Source organism: Ponticoccus litoralis (genome assembly GCF_039769985.1).
Lineage (GTDB): Bacteria > Pseudomonadota > Alphaproteobacteria > Rhodobacterales > Rhodobacteraceae > Ponticoccus > Ponticoccus litoralis.
On sequence record NZ_JBDNCH010000002.1, the window covers coordinates 40,950 to 56,885 of the forward strand.

Sequence of the window (15,936 nt, forward strand, 5' to 3'; positions counted from 1 at the left end):
CCGGCACGCCCGGCCCCGCAAGACCCGCCAGAAAGGGCCCGGCGCCCGGGCGACCCGAGAAAGGACACCGACCATGCCCATCGTCACCGACACCGGCTTTGCCCAGGACACCCACAACGGCCCGATCCGCGACCTGCCGCCCGACACGGCGCCCGAGACGCTCGACGCCAGCAGCGAGGACATGATCCGCATCGACTTCCCCAGCTTCGCCGACGGACGCGGTTTCACGCTGGCGCGCCTCCTGCGGCTGCGCGGCTTCCGGGGCCGCCTGCGCGCCGAGGGCCATGTGATCGCCGACCAATACGCCATGGCGCGCCGCGCCGGCTTCGACGAAGTCGAGATCGACGAGGCGCTGGCCGCGCGCCAGCCCGAGGACCAGTGGCTCGCCCGCGCCGACTGGCAGGCGCATGACTACCAGTCCCGCCTGCGCGGCGCCTGATTTCCGGGCGGCGGCAAAAATCTTCGAAGATTTTTGCCAATTCCATCCATGGAATTGCCGCCGCCCGGTCGCAGCTGGCCCGCTCCCTTTCCCCTGACCCAGATCAAAGCTACAGATGAGAGGCCGGTTTACCCAGACCGGACCGTGAGACCATGACAGAGATGACGCCCGTGACCGACACCACCGCCTCCGCCGCCCCGGCTGCGAAGAAGCTTGCCGTTCCCGATGCCCAGACCGTGACCGAGGTCAGGCACTACACCGACCGGCTGTTCTCTTTCCGCTGCACGCGCCCCGCCTCGATGCGTTTCCGCTCGGGCGAGTTCGTGATGATCGGCCTGATGGCGATGAACGAGAAGACCGGCAAGGAAAAGCCCCTCCTGCGCGCCTATTCCATCGCCTCGCCCTCCTGGGACGAAGAGCTGGAATTCTACTCGATCAAGGTGCCGGACGGGCCGCTGACCTCGAAGCTTCAGCACATCAAGGTCGGCGACCAGATCATCCTGCGCCCCAAGCCCGTGGGCACGCTGGTGCATGACGCCCTTCTGCCCGGCAAGCGGCTGTGGTTCTTCGCCACCGGCACCGGCTTTGCGCCCTTCGCCTCGCTGCTGCGCGAGCCGCAGACCTACGAGGATTACGACGAGATCATCATCACCCACACCTGCCGCGAGGCCGGCGAGCTGACCTATGGCCGCGAGCTGATCGAGGGGCTGAAGACCGACGAACTGCTGAACGAGGTGATCGGCGAGGGCTTCTGGAAGAAGATCAAGTATTACCCGACCACGACCCGCGAAGAGAGCGCCCGCATGGGCCGGATCACCGACCTGATGCGCTCGGGCGAGGCCTTCGCGGAACTGGGTGTCGAGCCGCTGAACCCGGAAACCGACCGGGCGATGATCTGCGGCAACCTGGCCTTCAACCTCGAACTGAAAGAGATGCTGGAGGGTTACGGGCTCGAAGAGGGCGCCAATTCCGACCCCAAGCACTACGTGGTCGAGAAGGCCTTCCTCGACTGAACCGGGCCGCGACGGCCCGGCGCCGCGCCCGCCCCGCAAAAGAAAACGCCCCCGACCGTCCGGCGGGGGCGTTCCTGCATTCGGGGCCGGGGGCCGGGCCTTACTCTTCGGGCATCAGCATCCCGGAAAGCTGTTCCAGCACCGCGCCAAGGCTGTCCGGGTTCTCCTCGGCCTGAACCAAGAGCGTCCGTGCGGCGGTCTGTTCGATCCTGCCCAGGTCCGACGCCTCGATCCATGCAGTCAGCTTCTCGGCGTCGAAACCCGCTTCGGTCAACAGGGTTTCGATATCGAGAGAGGCCACGTCGGTCTCGGCCTCATCCGCCGCGGCAGCAGGGGCTTCGGGCGCATCAGTTGCCTCTGCGGTCTCGGGCGCATCGGCGGCTTCGTCAGCAGCCTCTGCGGCCTCGGCGCTGGCTTCAGGTGCAGCGGCGGCGTCAGCGGCCTCTGCTGCTTCAGCGGTGTCTTCCGGCGCGGCGGCGGGGGCAGCGGCGGGAGCCTCTGCCGTCTCGGCTGCGTCCTCGGGCGCCTCGGCTGCGTCCGCCGCGTCCTCCGGCTGCGCGTCTGCCATGGCACCGGCCAGTGCGCCCGCGGCGGCATCCAGCGCCGCTTCGGCCTCTTCACCAGCGGCACGGGCCGCCTGCTCGACCGCTTCGGCGCCTTCCGCCACAGCCGCATCCGCCGCTTCGGCAGCGGCGTCGGCGGCATCGGCTGCGGTGGCCTCCAGCGACTCGACCGCGTCCTCGACGGCCTCGGCGGCCTCCTGCAGCTCGCGCTCCACCTCGGCTGCGGCGGACTCTGCGGCCTCGTCTACCGCCTCGACCGCCTCGGCGGCCTCTTCGGCGATCTCCTTGGCGGGATCCTCGGCGGCAGCGGCGGCCTCGTCCGCCTCGCGGGCGACATCCTCTGCCACCCCGCTGGCGCCCGGCGCCGGCTCTTCGGGCACATTGCCCGTGTACCAAAGATATCCGCCAACCGCGACGACCGCGGCCACCGCCGCCATGACCAGGTTCCGCATACCGGACTCCCCTGCCTGATTTTCCAAAAGGATACGCGGCTGCCCGCGCGCTCGCGCCAAGAATGTGCCCCCCATCGCCGACCGCAAGCCGAAAGCGCCCCTTTGCCCCGCACTGGGCACGGAATTGCCGCTTGAAACACCCCCTGTGCAAGTCTACCTTGGCGCCCTGACGAGCAACCGCGACAAGGAGATTTCCGATAGCCCGCCGACCGCACAATGCGCCGCCCACGCGCGACACTGGACCCCGCGTCAATGATCGCATCCGGGCACCCGAAATCCGTCTCATCGGCGCCGATGGCGAAAACGTCGGGGTCGTGAGCCCCTCGCGCGCCATGGAGATGGCCGAGCAGGCCGGACTCGACCTGGTCGAGATTTCGCCGAACGCGAACCCGCCGGTCTGCAAGATCATGGATTTCGGCAAGTTCAAATACGAGACCCAGAAGCGTGAAGCCGAAGCGCGCAAGAAGCAGAAGATCATCGAGGTCAAGGAAGTGAAGTTCCGTCCCGGCACGGACAGCCACGACTACGACGTCAAGATGCGCAATGTATTCAAGTTCCTCGAGCACGGCGACAAGGTGAAGGTCACCCTGCGTTTCCGGGGCCGCGAGATGGCGCACCAGGATCTGGGCCGCAGCCTGCTGCAGCGCATCGCCGAGGACGTCAAGGAACTCGGCAAGGTGGAAAACATGCCGAAGATGGAGGGGCGCCAGATGGTCATGATGATCGGCCCGATGGCCAAATGACCGCTCTGTGACCCATACGGCCCGCCTTCCGGCGGGCTTTTTCTTTGCCCCGGCCCGGTGCGCACTGGCCGCCCGCCGAAAGGGTCTCTGACCCCGGCGACGCAGGCGCGCCACTGGCCCCGGCGGGCTGCCCGGATGGACAGCCCCCCTGCGGCACGGGACCGCCTGAAGGCGCCCGGCCTGCCTGCCCCATTTGCCGCGCCTGCCCTGTTGCACGCGAAAGGCGAGCCCCGGGGCCACGGCGCCGCCGCAGACAAGACCGCGCCGCGCCCCCCGATCAGCCCCTTTCGTCCCGGCACCTTTCTTCCCGGCCCTGCCGCCGCGACGCGCCCCTCGGCCTGCCTGCGGCGCGGCGATCATCCGCCCCGTGCGCGGCCTGCCCGGATCGCGTGGCGCGCGGCCAGAACCCGCGTCACGCCTCGCGCAGGCGGCCCCGGACCGGGATCTCTTTCAGCAGGCCGCCCACCCCCATGGCGGCGATATCGGCGGATGTCACCGTCACCCCGCACAGCAGCCGTTCCAGCACCCAGTCGGCGCCGTTGAGCGCCGGAGAGCGGGCACAGCCCGGCAGGCCGATCACCGGGCGCGCGTCCAGCGTGCCGTAGAACAGCAGGTTGCCCGGGTCGACCGGCATGCCGAAATGGGCGATCGTCCCCCCGGCGGCGCGCAGCGCGGCGGGCGCAACGTCGTGCAGGTCCGAGGTGGCAGAGCCGGTCAGGATCAGGATGGCATCGGCGGTGCTGGCGCGGATGGCCTCGGAAAGAGGCTCCAGCCGGTGCGGCACCACCCGGACCGGGCCAAGCCCCACGCCCAGCCGGTCCAGCCGCTCTGCGGTCACCGCCTGCCCCTTCTCGCCGGTCTCCGTCCCGTCGGTGTCGGTCTGGATCAGGTCGGCGCGCCCGGCCTGCACGCGGCAGAGCCGCAGGGCCGACTGACCGGCAAGGCAGGCGGCTTCCAGCGCGGCCCCGGGCACGGCGTAAGAGATGATCTTGACCGTCGCCACCATGGTCCGGTCGGCCACGCGCTGCCACGGCGGCACGGTGGCGACCGTGATCATCGGATGCAGGGCGTTCAGGGCGTGGATGCGATCGGCCAGCACCTCGATCACCCCCGGCGCGGTGGCATGGATGTTCACCCGGCCCGTTGCCGCCCGGCCCAGCCGCAGCCCGGCCCGCTCCGGGTCCGGCACGATGGCCTGCGCAAGGCGCTGCGCCGCCGCGTCCTCGCCCAGATCGCCGGGCTCCAGCCGAGCCGCGATGACGGCGGTCTCTCCGGCGCTGCGCAGGCGTCCGATATCGGCAGCGGCCAGCACGGTGCCCTTCTTCAGCCTGCCGTCCGGCAGACGCAGGGAATGGGCCAGCACCGCGCCTTCGGCCTCTGCAAGGGGGACCGGGCCGAATTTCATGCGCCCCGCCTCAGCACCCGGGTCATTTCCGCCAGGACGGAAACCGCAATCTCCGCCGGCGAGGCGGCGCCGATGTCCAGCCCGACAGGCCCGTGGACCTGCGCGATCTCGGCCTCTGTGAACCCGGCCTGCGCCAGACGTTCGACCCGCTTGGCATGGGTCCGCGTGGAGCCCAGGGCGCCGATGTAGAAGCACCCCCTGCGCAGGGCCGCCTGCAGCGCGGGATCGTCCAGCTTGGGGTCGTGGGTCAGCAGCACCAGCGCCGTGCGGCTGTCCGGCCCCACCTGCCCGACCGCCTCGTCGGGCCAGTCGTGCAGGAGGCGGGTGTCGGGAAAGCGCGCGGGCGAGGCGAAGGTCTCACGCGGGTCGATCACCACCGGATCGTAGCCGGCCAGACGCGCCATCGGCACCAGGGCCTGCGCGATATGCACCGCCCCCACGACGATCAGCCGAAGCGGCGGGTTGTGGATGGCAACGAAGCGACGCGGTGCCTCCTCTTCGAAGCCGGAGCGGTCCATGCGAAAGCGCGCCGCGTGCCCCGCCCGGTCCAGCCGCCGCGCGCCAGTGTCGAGATCGGCCACAAGGGCAACCGGCTGCCGGGCCGCCCGGGACGCGACAAGCTCTGCCAGCAGCGCCTCTGTCAGGGCGCCGCCCACCGGGTCGACCATCACCCGGATGGTGCCGCCACAGGCGAGGCCCACGGCAAAGGCGTCGTCGTCGGAGACGCCGAACTCCAGCTCGCGGGTCTTGCCGTCCTCCAGCGCCTCCAGCGCCTCGACGATCACCGCGCCCTCGACGCAACCGCCCGAGACCGACCCGGCGATCTCTCCGCCGCCGGAAATCGCCAGCATCGAGCCGACGCGCCGGGGCGCCGAGCCCCATGTCTGGGTCACGGTGGCCAGCACCGCGCCGGTGCCGTCGCGATGCCAGGCCAGCGCCTGTTCCGGGATGTCGTCGAAGCTGTCCATGCCGTTCGTCCTCTGCCTTGCCCCGGTCTATCACGCCGCGCGCCGCTGTCGCCCCCGACTAAAGGCCGCCCCCGCGCCGGTTGCAAGGCACCGCAGGGGCGGGGCGATGGGGGCGATGGGGTCGGGGCAACGGGGGAGGCGCGACCGGGGCGGTCAGGCCCCCTGCCCCGGCGCGGTCACGTCGTGGCGGTAGATCCAGTCGAACTGCCCGACCAGCCGGCCCGGCGCCAGCCGCCCGACCGCGCCAAGACCAAGATGCGCGACGCCCCGGACCAGCGGATTGCGCAGGTGGTATTTCCACGCATTGCCCTCGGCCGCCTGCACCACGCGGCGCACCCGCGCCTCGCGCCGCTGCTGGTAGGCGGCAAGCCCGGTCTGGATGTCCGGCGCCCGCTGCAGGGCGTCGCCCAGCACCCAGGCGTCTTCCAGCGCCATATTGGCGCCCTGCGCCATGAAGGGCAGCGTCGGATGCGCCGCATCCCCCAGAAGCGCCACGCCCGCACCGTGCCAGACCCGCGCCACCGGGTGCCGGAACAGCCCCCAGAGGCCCGGCGCCTCGACCTGTTCCAGCAGCGCGGGCACGTCGCCGCCGAAATCCGCAAAGGCGCGGCGCAGGTTGGCGGGATCGTCGCTGTGCGACCAGCCCTCGGCCACCCAGTCCCGCCGCTCTTCCGCCGCGACGATATTGACGGATCTGCCACCGCGCAGCGGGTAGCTGACAAGATGGCGGCCCGGCCCCATGTGGACCCGCGCCTCTGCCGGGTGCCCGACCGTGTTCGGCACCACGGCGCGCCATGCCACCTGCCCGGTGAAGAACGGCGCCGCCGCCCCGTTCAGGGCCGGGCGCAGGACGGAATGCAGCCCCTCGGCCCCGATCACCAGATCGGCGCGGCCCTCGTCGCCGGTCCGGCAGACGACGCGGGGCGGATCGCCCGGCTCGATCGCGTGCACCGCCTGAAGCAGGCGCACCCGCACCCCCGCCTCGCGCGAAGCCGCGGCCAAGAGGTCGATCAGGTCGGCGCGATGCACGAAACGGTAGCTTTGCGCCTCGGGCAGGCCCGAGAGGTCCAGCGAGACCACCTCGCGCCCCCGCCGGAAGTCGCGCATCGAGACCGCTTGCCCGCGGACCGTGGCCGCGCGAAAGGCCGTGCCCAGTCCCAGCGCCTCGAGGACACGCAGGCCGTTGGGGCTGACCTGAATGCCCGCGCCGACCTCGCGGATCGCCTCGGCCTGTTCCAGAACGCAGACCTCGGCGCCGCGCTGGCGCAGCGCCAGTGCCGCCGCCAGCCCGCCGATGCCGCCGCCGACGACCGTGACCTCCATTCCCTTCAGCATGTCACCCCCGAATGCAAAGAACGCCGAGGCGAGCCCCGGCGTCCCTGTGTTCCGTCTTGCCGCCCGAACCGCGCTCCTCCCGGCTCTGGCGGCACGGCCTTGTTTCCGCGCGGGGCTCAGTCGTCCCGGTGCACCTTCTCGCGGCGCTCGTGGCGCTCCTGCGCCTCGAGGCTCATGGTGGCGATGGGGCGCGCGTCCAACCGCTTCAGCGAGATCGGCTCTCCGGTGACTTCGCAGTAGCCGTATTCGCCCTCTTCCAGGCGGCGCAGCGCGGCGTCGATCTTGTTGACCAGCTTGCGCTGGCGGTCGCGGGTCCGCAGTTCCAGCGCGCGGTCGGTTTCCTCGCTGGCACGGTCGTTCACGTCGGGAATGTTGCGGGTTCCGGCCTGCAGGGTTTCAATGGTGTCGCGGCTGTCCGCCAGCAGGTCGTTTTTCCATGCGATAAGCTTGCGTCGAAAATACTCCGTCTGCATTTCGTTCATGAAAGGTTCGTCTTCGGTACGGCTGGTAATCGTCTGGTAGAAAGCTTTCTGGTTTCATGGTTGCTCCCTCATCTACGCCAATTTGACCCATGGAAAATTCCCTAGATATCTGGCACCCCTACGGGGTGGACTTAACCGAAGGTCGCTGTCTTGTCACTACACAATAGCGCGGCCCCGGGCCGGTTTAGCCCCGCCGATGTAACCTTTTGTGAAGGATGCCTGACGAATGCGCTTTGACGGAACCGACCGCTACATCGCGACCGACGACCTGACCATGGCCGTGAATGCAGCGGTGACGCTGGAGCGCCCGCTGCTGGTGAAGGGCGAGCCCGGAACCGGCAAGACCGAACTGGCCCGGCAGGTCGCAGAGGCCCTTGGCCTGCCCATGATCGAATGGTCGATCAAATCCACCACCAAGGCCCAGCAGGGGCTTTACGAATACGACGCGGTCAGCCGGTTGCGCGACAGCCAGCTGGGCGACGCGCGGGTGAACGACGTGGCCAATTACATCCGCAAGGGCAAGCTCTGGCAGGCCTTCGAGTCCGAGGGCAAGGTGGTCCTGCTGATCGACGAGATCGACAAGGCCGACATCGAGTTTCCCAACGACCTGCTGCAGGAACTCGACCGGATGGAGTTCCACGTCTACGAGACCGGCAAGACGGTGCGCGCCGCCAACCGCCCGATCGTCATCATCACCTCGAACAACGAGAAGGAACTGCCCGACGCCTTCCTGCGCCGCTGCTTCTTCCACTACATCCGCTTTCCCGATCCCGACACGCTGCGCCGCATCGTCGAGGTCCACCACCCCGGCATCAAGGAGCAGCTTCTGACCGTCGCGCTGACGCAGTTCTACGAGCTGCGCGAGCAGCCGGGGCTGAAAAAGAAGCCCTCGACCTCCGAGGTGCTGGACTGGCTGAAGCTGCTGCTGGCCGAGGACCTGACCGCCGAGGACCTGAAGCGCGACACCGGCAGCGCGCTGCCGAAACTGCACGGCGCGCTGCTGAAGAACGAGCAGGACGTGCATCTCTTCGAACGGCTGGCCTTCATGGCGCGGCGCCAGCGCTGATCCCGGGCGCACGGCCCGCCTGACCCGCAGGCGCGGTGGCGCCCTCGGGCCATGCCGGGCCTGGACTGGCAGGTGGGCCGCCGGGCCCTGTGAGAGGCGCTCAGAGCGCCCGGCAGGTCCGGCCCGCTAGGCGGTCAGTTCCTGTTCCAGATGGCGGCGCCGGCGCGCCGAGGTGATCTGCCGGGTCAGCACGTCCTCCGACCGGTAGCCGATCGTCCCGCCCTCGTCCCGGACCTCGAACCGCTTGTAGCCGCCCATCAGCCGCTTGGCCTGCTGAGCCGCCACGATCACCGTGATCTCGACACTGTCCGGCACAGGCCCGGCGGCGTCCTCCATCGCCCGCTCGCAGATCCGGCGAAACGCGCCGATGTCCAGCACCTCGCCCCCGCACAGCGGCCCCTGGTTGGTACGGTCGCGCATCTCGCCGCCCAGCGGATCGTCTTCATGAACCCGGTCTGTGACCAGTGTCGCAAAGCGCTCTTCCCCCGCACGCACGTCCACCTTGATGCCAAGGATGTAGACCATGTCCGACCCCATGTTGGTCACCAGGCAGCGCGCCTCGCCATCGGTGTCGACGGCCCGAGCGATATGGACGACGGCACGGTTGGCGCGCCGGAAACTGGTCAGGAACAGGTGCAGATAGGCCAGCCAGACCAGCAACATGGCCCCGTTCAGCACCACGTTCAGCCCGCCGCTGTGGTCTTGCAGCCAGTCGATCATTCGCGCCTCCCCCGGGGTTCGATGCGCTGGCCCAACACGGCCATGGCCCGGGGGTTCCGGGACGGCGCCGGACCTCGCGCCCCGGTCCCACCTCCGGCCCGCGGCATCCGGTCGGAAATCGGCCCCCAAAGCGGTCGCCCATGCCCCCCACAGCAGCACCGCCGCGTGCAGGCCCGGCCCTTCGCCGCCGCTTGCACCCCCTGCCCGCGCGTGCTTTGTCGGACCCGAGACCGCGAAAGCCCCCCAATGCTGCACGTCCTGACCCACGACATCCTGCCCGTCTTCTTCATGCTGGCGCTCGGCCTTGCACTGGGGCGCGCCAAGGTGGTCAGCGCAGCCGAAGCCGCGACGCTAAACCGGGTCGCCTTCCTGATCCTGCAGCCGGCGCTGATCTTTCCGCTGATCGCCCGGCTGGACTGGTCCAGCTTTCGCGTCGACGCGCTGGCGGTCTATGCCGCGATGGAGGTGCTGGTCTTCACCCTGACCTACCAGCTGCTGCGCCGGGCCTTCCGGCGCGCGGCGATGGAGGCCTGGCTTCTGTCCATGGCCACGGTCTTCGTCAACACGCTGCTCTACATCTGGCCGATCTCCTTCCTGATCTACGGAGAGGCCGCCGCCCTGCCCGTCACCGCCCTCGTGGCCTGGGATTCCGCCGTCGCCTTCGCCTTCTTCATCATCTCGACGGACCTGATGTCGGGGCGCGGCGCCGGGCCGGGCGCGGCGATGCGACGGCTGGCACGGAACCCGGTGCTGATCGCCATCGCGCTGGGGCTGGCGGTGAACATCGCCGGGCTGGCGATCCCCGCCCCCTTCCTGACCGCCTTCGCCTTTTCCGGGGCCGCCGCCGCACCGCTGACGCTCTTTGCGCTCGGCGTCATCCTGTCGGGCCATGCGCTGTTGCCGGGTCCGGTGGTCTCGACCGTCACCGCGATCAAGCTGGCGGTCTTTCCGGCGCTGGTCTGGCTGGCGCTGTCGCTGACCGCCGCGCCCGGGACATGGCAGACGCTCTTCACCCTGACCGCCGCCGGGCCGTCGGGCGCCATGGCCTTCGCGCTGGCCATGCTCTACGGCGTCCGCACGGATGCCATCGCGCCGGTGATCGTCTGGACCTCTGTCCTGTCGCTGATCTCGCTGTCCTGGCTGGCCTGACGCAGAGGCGCGGGTGCGGGCCGGACCGCCGCGCGGGCCCTGCGCCGCATTCACGCCACGGTCCGCGGCACAGCAATAAGGCTGTGCCGGCCGGGATTGTTGCAAGCCTGCACCGCACGGACCAATGGTTATCAAGGGGTTAACCCGCGACCTTCCGCATTCGGGATGAAATTGCAGCCCGGAAACAGATGCCTTGTCCAGTATCCGCCTTTTTGCCCTATAGTTTCCGCACAGTGGACAGAAAATCATCGGATACAAAGAACATCCGAGTGAACCAAAAGCAGGCAGGTTTCGAATTGTCCCAGGATACGGCTCTGAGCCTGCGCGCCCTGCGCGCCGAGGATGAACCGGCATGGCGTGAAATGTGGAGGGCGTATCTGGCCTTTTACGAAAGCACCGTGCCAGAGGAGGTCTATGCCTCCACCTTCGCACGCCTTCTGGGCGACGACCCCCGCGACTTCAACGCCCTGGTCGCCGAGAAGGACGGCGCCCTCGTCGGACTGGCGCATTACCTGTTCCACCGTCACGCCTGGAAGATCGAGGAGGTCTGCTACCTGCAGGACCTCTACGCCACGCCCGAGACCCGGGGCACCGGCGTCGGGCGCACCCTGATCGAGGGCGTCTATGCCGCCGCGGATGCCCATGGCGCGGGATCGGTCTACTGGCTGACGCAGGACGGCAACCGGACCGCGCGCAGGCTTTACGACCGTATCGGCGCGCTGACGCCCTTCATCAAATACCAGAGGGCCTGATGCGCACCGCCAGACGACTGCTTCTGCCGTTTTACATGATGCTGGGCGCCTGCATGCCGGTCCAGAACACGGAAACCGCGACCCGGGCCGCCGCCGTGCCGGTGCAGGCGGCCAGCACGCTGCCCCCGATGAAGAGCTTCTCGGTGCCGCGCCCCGCACCGACGGTGGCCTCGAACGCCGATATCGCGCGGGATTTCCTCGACCTCTCCTTCATGCTGGAATCCGGGCGCGCCCTGCCGGTCTTCACCCGCTTCGAGGGGCCGATCTCGGTGCGGGTGACCGGCGCGCCGCCGGCCTCGCTGGGGCCCGACCTGACGCGGCTTCTGCACCGCCTGCGCACCGAGGCGGGCCTTGACATCGCCCTGACCGGTGCGGCGCAGGCCAATATCACCCTTCAGGCCGTGACCCGCGAAGAGATCCGCCGCACCCTGCCGAGCGCCGCCTGTTTCGTGGTGCCCAACGTCACCTCCCTGGCCGAGTACCGCAGCCTGCGCCGCACCGGGCAGGTCAGCTGGTCGCAGCTGCGCAACCGCGAGACGCTGGCGATCTTCCTGCCCAACGACGCCAGCCCGCAAGAGGTGCGCGACTGCCTGCACGAGGAACTGGCGCAGGCGATCGGTCCGCTGAACGACCTCTACCGCCTGCCCGACAGCGTCTTCAACGACGACAATGTGCACACGGTGCTGACCGGCTTCGACATGCTGGTGCTGCGCGCCTATTACGATCCGGCGCTGCGCACGGGCATGACCCGCGCCGAGGTGGCCGAGCGCCTGCCCGCGATCCTCGCCCGGCTCAACCCGGCGGGTCAGGGGATCGCGCCCCGGCGGCTGTCCACAACACCCCGGGCACTGGATCGAGGCGGTGCAGACCGCGCTTGGCCCCGGCGCCAATGCCGCCGAACGGCGCGCGGCGGCCACAAAGGCGCTTCAGGTCGCCACCGCCATGGGCTGGACCGACCATCGCCGCGCCTTTTCGCATTACGCCATGGGGCGGCTCTTGCAGGCAACCGACCCGGCCGGGGCGCAGGACAACTTCGTGCTGGCGCAGCGGTTCTTCGGCCCCGGCCCGGACACCGCGCTGCACCGCGCCTATGTCGCCTCGCAGCTGGCCGCCTATGCGATCAGCACAGGCCGGGCCGAGGATGCTCTGTATCTTCTGACCCCGCATCTGGACACGGCGGCGCAGCACGAGAATGCGGCGCTTCTGGCGACGCTGATGATGCTGCGCGCCGAGGCGCTGGAACTGGCGGGCCATGTCACCGAGGGACGCAAGGTCCGGGTGGACTCCCTTGGATGGGCGCGATACGGCTTCGGCTCTGACTGGGCCGTGCGCGCCAAGCTGCGCGAGGTCGGCCTGCTGAACCCCGCCAGACGGAGACAGGGCGCCTTATGATCGTGATTGCAGGAGCCATCCTTGGTGCCATTCTCGGCGGTATCGTCGCGGCCCGCCGCAAGGGCAACAAGGCCGATATCGCGCAATACGCGGTGGTCTACGGCATCGCCCTCGCCCTTGCCGGGCTGGTCCTGACCATCGCCATCGAGAAACTGATCGTCTGAGGCGGGGGAAAGCGGCTTCGAAGCCGCTTTCGAAAGGCCCTTCGAAGGGCCTTCGCGCCGGTGGACAGGGCGCGCCCGGCATCCTAGACCTGTGGCCATGTTCGTGCCCTTCTTCGAGACCCTGCGCAAGGCCGGTGTGCCGGTCACCCTGCGCGAGTACCTGTCCTTCCTCGACGGCATGGCCGCGGGGCTGGCGACCTATGATGTCGAGGCCTTCTACTACCTCGCCCGCGTGTCAATGGTGAAGGACGAGCGCCATCTCGACCGCTTCGACCGCGCCTTCGCCGAGGCCTTCAGGGGGCTGGAGCAGATCGGCGTCGACGACGTTCTGAACGCCGTCGACCTGCCCGCCGACTGGCTGCGCAGGCAGGCCGAGAAACTGCTGACCGAGGAAGAGAAGGCGCAGATCGAGGCCCTTGGCGGCTTCGACAAGCTGATGGAGGCGCTGAAGGAGCGGCTGGCCGAGCAAAAGGGCCGTCACCAGGGCGGTTCGAAGTGGATCGGCACCGGCGGCACCTCGCCCTTCGGCGCCTATGGCTACAACCCCGAGGGGGTGCGCATCGGCGAGGACGAGAGCCGCCACAGGCGCGCGGTGAAGGTCTGGGACAAGCGCGAGTTCCGCAACCTCGACGATACGGTCGAGCTGGGCACGCGCAACATCAAGGTCGCGCTGAAACGGCTGCGGCGATGGGTGCGGCAGGGCGCCGAGGACGAGCTGGACCTCGACGGCACGATCCGCGCCACCGCCGAACACGGCTACCTCGACGTGCAGACCCGGCCCGAGCGGCGCAACGCGGTGAAGGTGCTGCTGTTCCTCGACGCGGGCGGGTCGATGGATCCCTTCGTGAAGGTGGTCGAAGAGCTGTTCTCGGCGGCGCGGGCCGAGTTCAAGCACATGGAGCATTTCTACTTCCACAACTGTCTCTACGAGGGCGTCTGGCGCGACAACCGCCGCCGCTGGGACCGGCAGGTGCCGACCTGGGAGGTGCTGAACACCTACGGGCCGGACTACAAGTGCATCTTCGTCGGCGATGCCTCGATGTCGCCCTACGAGATCGCCTATCCCGGCGGCGCCAACGAGCACTGGAACGCCGAGGCCGGGCAGGTCTGGCTGCAACGCGCGCGGGATCAGTGGCACGATCACCTCTGGATCAACCCGGTGCCCGAGACGCATTGGCCCTACACCCAGTCGATCGGCATGATCCGCGAGATCTTCGAGGAGCGCATGGTGCCGATGACGCTGGAGGGCATCGACCGGGGCGTGAAGCTGCTGGCCTGACCCTCCGCGCCGCTGCGCTGCGGGGCGATCGGGCGCAGAGGTATTTGGACCAAGAAGAAGACCGATGGCGGGGCGTGCCGAGCCGCTGCGGTGCCTGGGGCCGGGATATGGTCCCCTGTGGCGCTCTCACCGGGGGCGGTGGCGCTCGGGTCGGGGGCAAGCCTGGCCGCTTCGGCAGCAGGTCAGCGCTGCGCCTGCCTCCGGCGCGTCCGGGCTGGGCGGGACGCGGTCCGGGGGCGGTTATGGCGGTGAAAGGGGGTGGTCAGCACTCCGGCAGGTTGACCGCGATGCCGCCCGTCGAGGTTTCCTTGTACTTCAGGTCCATGTCGCGGTCGGTTTCCAGCATCACCCGGATGCAGTTGTCGAGTGGCATGAAATGCGTGCCGTCGCCGCGCAGGGCCAGCGAGGCGGCGGAGACCGCCTTGATCGCCCCCAGCGCGTTGCGTTCGATGCAGGGCACCTGCACGAGCCCCGCCGCCGGATCGCAGGTCATGCCGAGGTGGTGTTCCAGCGCGATCTCGGCGGCATTCTCGACCTGCGCATTGCTGCCGCCCAGCACCGCGCAGAGGCCCGCCGCCCCCATGGCGGCGGCAGAGCCCACCTCGGCCTGGCAGCCCGCCTCGGCGCCCGAGATCGACGCGTTGTGCTTGATCAGCCCGCCGATGGCGGCGGCGACCAGCAAGAGGTCGCGGCAGCCCCTGCGCGTAGCCCCCACGCAGTGGTCGCGGTAGTAGCGCAGCACCGCAGGCACCACCCCCGCCGCGCCATTGGTGGGTGAGGTCACGACCCGCCCCCCGGCGGCGTTTTCCTCGTTCACCGCCATGGCATAGACCGAGAGCCAGTCGTTGGCCTGATGCGGCTGGGCTAGGTTCATACCCTTTTCCGCCTGCAACTGGTCGTGGATGTTCTTGGCGCGGCGTTTCACCTTGAGGCCGCCGGGCAGGATGCCCTCCTGCTCCAGCCCGCGCGCCACGCAGCCGTCCATGGTATCGAGGATGCGGTCGATCCTTGCGTCGAGATCGGCGCCGTGCAGGACAGCTTCGTTGGCGCGCTTCATCTGGGCGATGGTGAGGCCCGAGCGCGCGCCCATCTCGAGCATCTCGGCGGCGGTGCCGAAGGGATAGGGGAAGGCATGGGCGGTCTTTTCCGATTTCAGATCGTGGCCGCCCGCCTTCTGCGCCTCGAGCTCTGCCGCGGTCAGCACGAAGCCGCCGCCGACCGAGTAGTAGGTCTGCTGCATATAGGGCGCGCCCGCGCTGTCGAAGGCCTTCAGGATCAAGCCGTTGGCGTGGCCGGGCAGCGAGGGGCCGTAGTCGAAGACGAGGTCCGTGGCGGGATCGAAGCGCAGGGCCGGCAGGCCCTCGGGGCGCACAACACCCTCTGTGCGCACCGCCTGTTCGAGGGCCTCGGCGCGGTCCGGGTCCAGCGTTTCGGGCACCAGCCCGCAGAGGCCCGAGGATCACCGCACGGTCGGTGGCATGGCCCTTGCCGGTGAAGGCCAGCGAGCCGTGCAGAGAGGCGCCCAGCCGGGCCAGCTCTCCGGCGCCGGGGGTCTTCTCGGCCCCACCCCGCAGGTCGTCGAGAAAGCGCGCGGCGGCCACCATCGGCCCCATGGTATGCGAGGACGAGGGTCCGATGCCGATCTTGAAGACGTCGAAGACGGAGAGAAACATGCGCGGCCTTTCCACTGGGTGTTGCGGTGGGCTGGTTCGGGTCGGCGCACTCTGCGACAGGCGCTTCGGACGGACAAGGTGTCGGATCGCGGGCGGCTGGCGGAAGGTCGCCGCGCCCGCGCAGAGGGTCGCATTCCGTCATCCCGCGGCGAAGATTTCCGCCGGGGCGCCGCGGTCACCCTGCCCCGGTTCGGGGTCCGACAAGCGGGCGCGGGGAATCGGGCTGGCCGGGGACAAGGGGAGAGGCCGCCCGCCCGGCCCATGCCCTGCCCCGATGCATTGGGGCGCGGGAGAAGAGCGGCCCCCGGACGGTACGGAGAGAAAAACCTACAGCGGGCTAC

The 15,936-nt window shown here is 69.4% G+C and carries 13 protein-coding genes and 3 pseudogenes; 9 read left to right on the forward strand and 7 right to left on the reverse strand.

The features are described 5' to 3' along the window. The first annotated feature begins 73 nt into the window (after positions 1 to 73). Positions 74 to 439 (forward strand): DUF934 domain-containing protein, encoded by a 366-nt coding sequence (locus ABFB10_RS01150; protein ID WP_347164988.1) that lies wholly within the window; start codon positions 74 to 76, stop codon positions 437 to 439. Positions 440 to 591: 152 nt separating this feature from the next. Next, positions 592 to 1,452, forward strand: a complete 861-nt coding sequence (locus ABFB10_RS01155) for a ferredoxin--NADP reductase (RefSeq protein WP_347164989.1) — start codon at positions 592 to 594, stop codon at positions 1,450 to 1,452. A gap of 100 nt (positions 1,453 to 1,552) precedes the next feature. Here the strand turns inward: ABFB10_RS01155 and ABFB10_RS01160 are convergent, their stop codons facing one another. Then, positions 1,553 to 2,467: a hypothetical protein gene (locus tag ABFB10_RS01160; protein ID WP_347164990.1), complete on the reverse strand. Its 915-nt coding sequence runs from the start codon at positions 2,465 to 2,467 to the stop codon at positions 1,553 to 1,555. A 284-nt stretch (positions 2,468 to 2,751) separates the two neighbouring features. Here ABFB10_RS01160 and infC point away from each other — a divergent pair, with 284 nt between their 5' ends. Next, on the forward strand, positions 2,752 to 3,210 hold the full coding sequence (gene infC, locus ABFB10_RS01165; protein ID WP_430523034.1) for a translation initiation factor IF-3: 459 nt from the start codon (positions 2,752 to 2,754) through the stop codon (positions 3,208 to 3,210). Positions 3,211 to 3,622: 412 nt separating this feature from the next. On the opposite strand, the gene ABFB10_RS01170 is transcribed toward infC, so the two are convergent. From ABFB10_RS01170 to dksA, 4 genes and pseudogenes are all read right to left on the reverse strand, one after another. Then, positions 3,623 to 4,615 (reverse strand): molybdopterin-binding protein, encoded by a 993-nt coding sequence (locus ABFB10_RS01170; RefSeq protein ID WP_347164991.1) that lies wholly within the window; start codon positions 4,613 to 4,615, stop codon positions 3,623 to 3,625. Next, the gene (locus ABFB10_RS01175) at positions 4,612 to 5,583 is read right to left on the reverse strand and encodes an XdhC family protein (protein ID WP_347164992.1); all 972 of its coding nucleotides are present in this window, start codon (positions 5,581 to 5,583) and stop codon (positions 4,612 to 4,614) included. The genes ABFB10_RS01170 and ABFB10_RS01175 overlap by 4 nt, the downstream gene beginning before the upstream one ends. A 153-nt stretch (positions 5,584 to 5,736) precedes the next feature. Then, entirely contained in the window at positions 5,737 to 6,918 is a 1,182-nt protein-coding gene (locus ABFB10_RS01180) for an FAD-dependent monooxygenase (protein ID WP_347164993.1), read from the reverse strand. 116 nt (positions 6,919 to 7,034) lie between these two features. Continuing rightward, positions 7,035 to 7,458: pseudogene (dksA, locus tag ABFB10_RS01185) on the reverse strand (RNA polymerase-binding protein DksA). 168 nt (positions 7,459 to 7,626) lie between these two features. Here dksA and ABFB10_RS01190 point away from each other — a divergent pair. Then, positions 7,627 to 8,466: an AAA family ATPase gene (locus ABFB10_RS01190; RefSeq protein ID WP_347164994.1), complete on the forward strand. Its 840-nt coding sequence runs from the start codon at positions 7,627 to 7,629 to the stop codon at positions 8,464 to 8,466. A gap of 126 nt (positions 8,467 to 8,592) precedes the next feature. Here ABFB10_RS01190 and ABFB10_RS01195 read toward each other — a convergent pair whose 3' ends face one another. Further along, positions 8,593 to 9,186 carry a hypothetical protein gene (locus ABFB10_RS01195; protein WP_347164995.1) on the reverse strand — a complete coding sequence of 198 codons (594 nt, stop codon included), beginning with the start codon at positions 9,184 to 9,186 and terminating at the stop codon, positions 8,593 to 8,595. 246 nt (positions 9,187 to 9,432) lie between these two features. On the opposite strand from ABFB10_RS01195, the gene ABFB10_RS01200 reads away from it, so the two are divergent. The 5 genes and pseudogenes from ABFB10_RS01200 to ABFB10_RS01220 all read left to right on the forward strand — a co-directional run bounded on the left by ABFB10_RS01200 (position 9,433) and on the right by ABFB10_RS01220 (position 13,922). After that, on the forward strand, positions 9,433 to 10,335 hold the full coding sequence (locus ABFB10_RS01200; protein ID WP_347164996.1) for an AEC family transporter: 903 nt from the start codon (positions 9,433 to 9,435) through the stop codon (positions 10,333 to 10,335). A gap of 362 nt (positions 10,336 to 10,697) precedes the next feature. After that, positions 10,698 to 11,087, forward strand: coding sequence for a GNAT family N-acetyltransferase (locus ABFB10_RS01205; protein WP_430523035.1), 390 nt, complete (start codon positions 10,698 to 10,700; stop codon positions 11,085 to 11,087). Then, a pseudogene (locus tag ABFB10_RS01210) lies at positions 11,087 to 12,479 on the forward strand (DUF2927 domain-containing protein). The gene ABFB10_RS01205 and the pseudogene ABFB10_RS01210 overlap by 1 nt, the downstream one beginning before the upstream one ends. Beyond that, positions 12,476 to 12,643 carry a hypothetical protein gene (locus tag ABFB10_RS01215; RefSeq protein ID WP_023850075.1) on the forward strand — a complete coding sequence of 56 codons (168 nt, stop codon included), beginning with the start codon at positions 12,476 to 12,478 and terminating at the stop codon, positions 12,641 to 12,643. Before ABFB10_RS01210 ends, ABFB10_RS01215 begins: the two are co-directional and overlap by 4 nt. 97 nt (positions 12,644 to 12,740) lie before the next feature. Then, positions 12,741 to 13,922: a vWA domain-containing protein gene (locus ABFB10_RS01220; RefSeq protein ID WP_347164998.1), complete on the forward strand. Its 1,182-nt coding sequence runs from the start codon at positions 12,741 to 12,743 to the stop codon at positions 13,920 to 13,922. A gap of 262 nt (positions 13,923 to 14,184) precedes the next feature. Here the strand turns inward: ABFB10_RS01220 and ABFB10_RS01225 are convergent. Beyond that, positions 14,185 to 15,595: pseudogene (locus tag ABFB10_RS01225) on the reverse strand (L-serine ammonia-lyase). Between the last annotated feature and the right edge of the window lie 341 nt (positions 15,596 to 15,936).

What these genes read in the sequence shown, in the direction of transcription:
- ABFB10_RS01220 (WP_347164998.1), top strand. Translation starts at nt 12,741, where the DNA reads ATGTTCGTGCCCTTCTTCGAGACCCTGCGCAAGGCCGGTGTGCCGGTC.
- ABFB10_RS01175 (WP_347164992.1), bottom strand. Translation starts at nt 5,583, where the DNA reads ATGGACAGCTTCGACGACATCCCGGAACAGGCGCTGGCCTGGCATCGC.
- ABFB10_RS01180 (WP_347164993.1), bottom strand. Translation starts at nt 6,918, where the DNA reads ATGCTGAAGGGAATGGAGGTCACGGTCGTCGGCGGCGGCATCGGCGGG.
- ABFB10_RS01200 (WP_347164996.1), top strand. Translation starts at nt 9,433, where the DNA reads ATGCTGCACGTCCTGACCCACGACATCCTGCCCGTCTTCTTCATGCTG.
- ABFB10_RS01155 (WP_347164989.1), top strand. Translation starts at nt 592, where the DNA reads ATGACAGAGATGACGCCCGTGACCGACACCACCGCCTCCGCCGCCCCG.
- ABFB10_RS01215 (WP_023850075.1), top strand. Translation starts at nt 12,476, where the DNA reads ATGATCGTGATTGCAGGAGCCATCCTTGGTGCCATTCTCGGCGGTATC.
- ABFB10_RS01205 (WP_430523035.1), top strand. Translation starts at nt 10,698, where the DNA reads ATGTGGAGGGCGTATCTGGCCTTTTACGAAAGCACCGTGCCAGAGGAG.
- ABFB10_RS01195 (WP_347164995.1), bottom strand. Translation starts at nt 9,186, where the DNA reads ATGATCGACTGGCTGCAAGACCACAGCGGCGGGCTGAACGTGGTGCTG.
- ABFB10_RS01190 (WP_347164994.1), top strand. Translation starts at nt 7,627, where the DNA reads ATGCGCTTTGACGGAACCGACCGCTACATCGCGACCGACGACCTGACC.
- ABFB10_RS01160 (WP_347164990.1), bottom strand. Translation starts at nt 2,467, where the DNA reads ATGCGGAACCTGGTCATGGCGGCGGTGGCCGCGGTCGTCGCGGTTGGC.
- ABFB10_RS01170 (WP_347164991.1), bottom strand. Translation starts at nt 4,615, where the DNA reads ATGAAATTCGGCCCGGTCCCCCTTGCAGAGGCCGAAGGCGCGGTGCTG.
- ABFB10_RS01150 (WP_347164988.1), top strand. Translation starts at nt 74, where the DNA reads ATGCCCATCGTCACCGACACCGGCTTTGCCCAGGACACCCACAACGGC.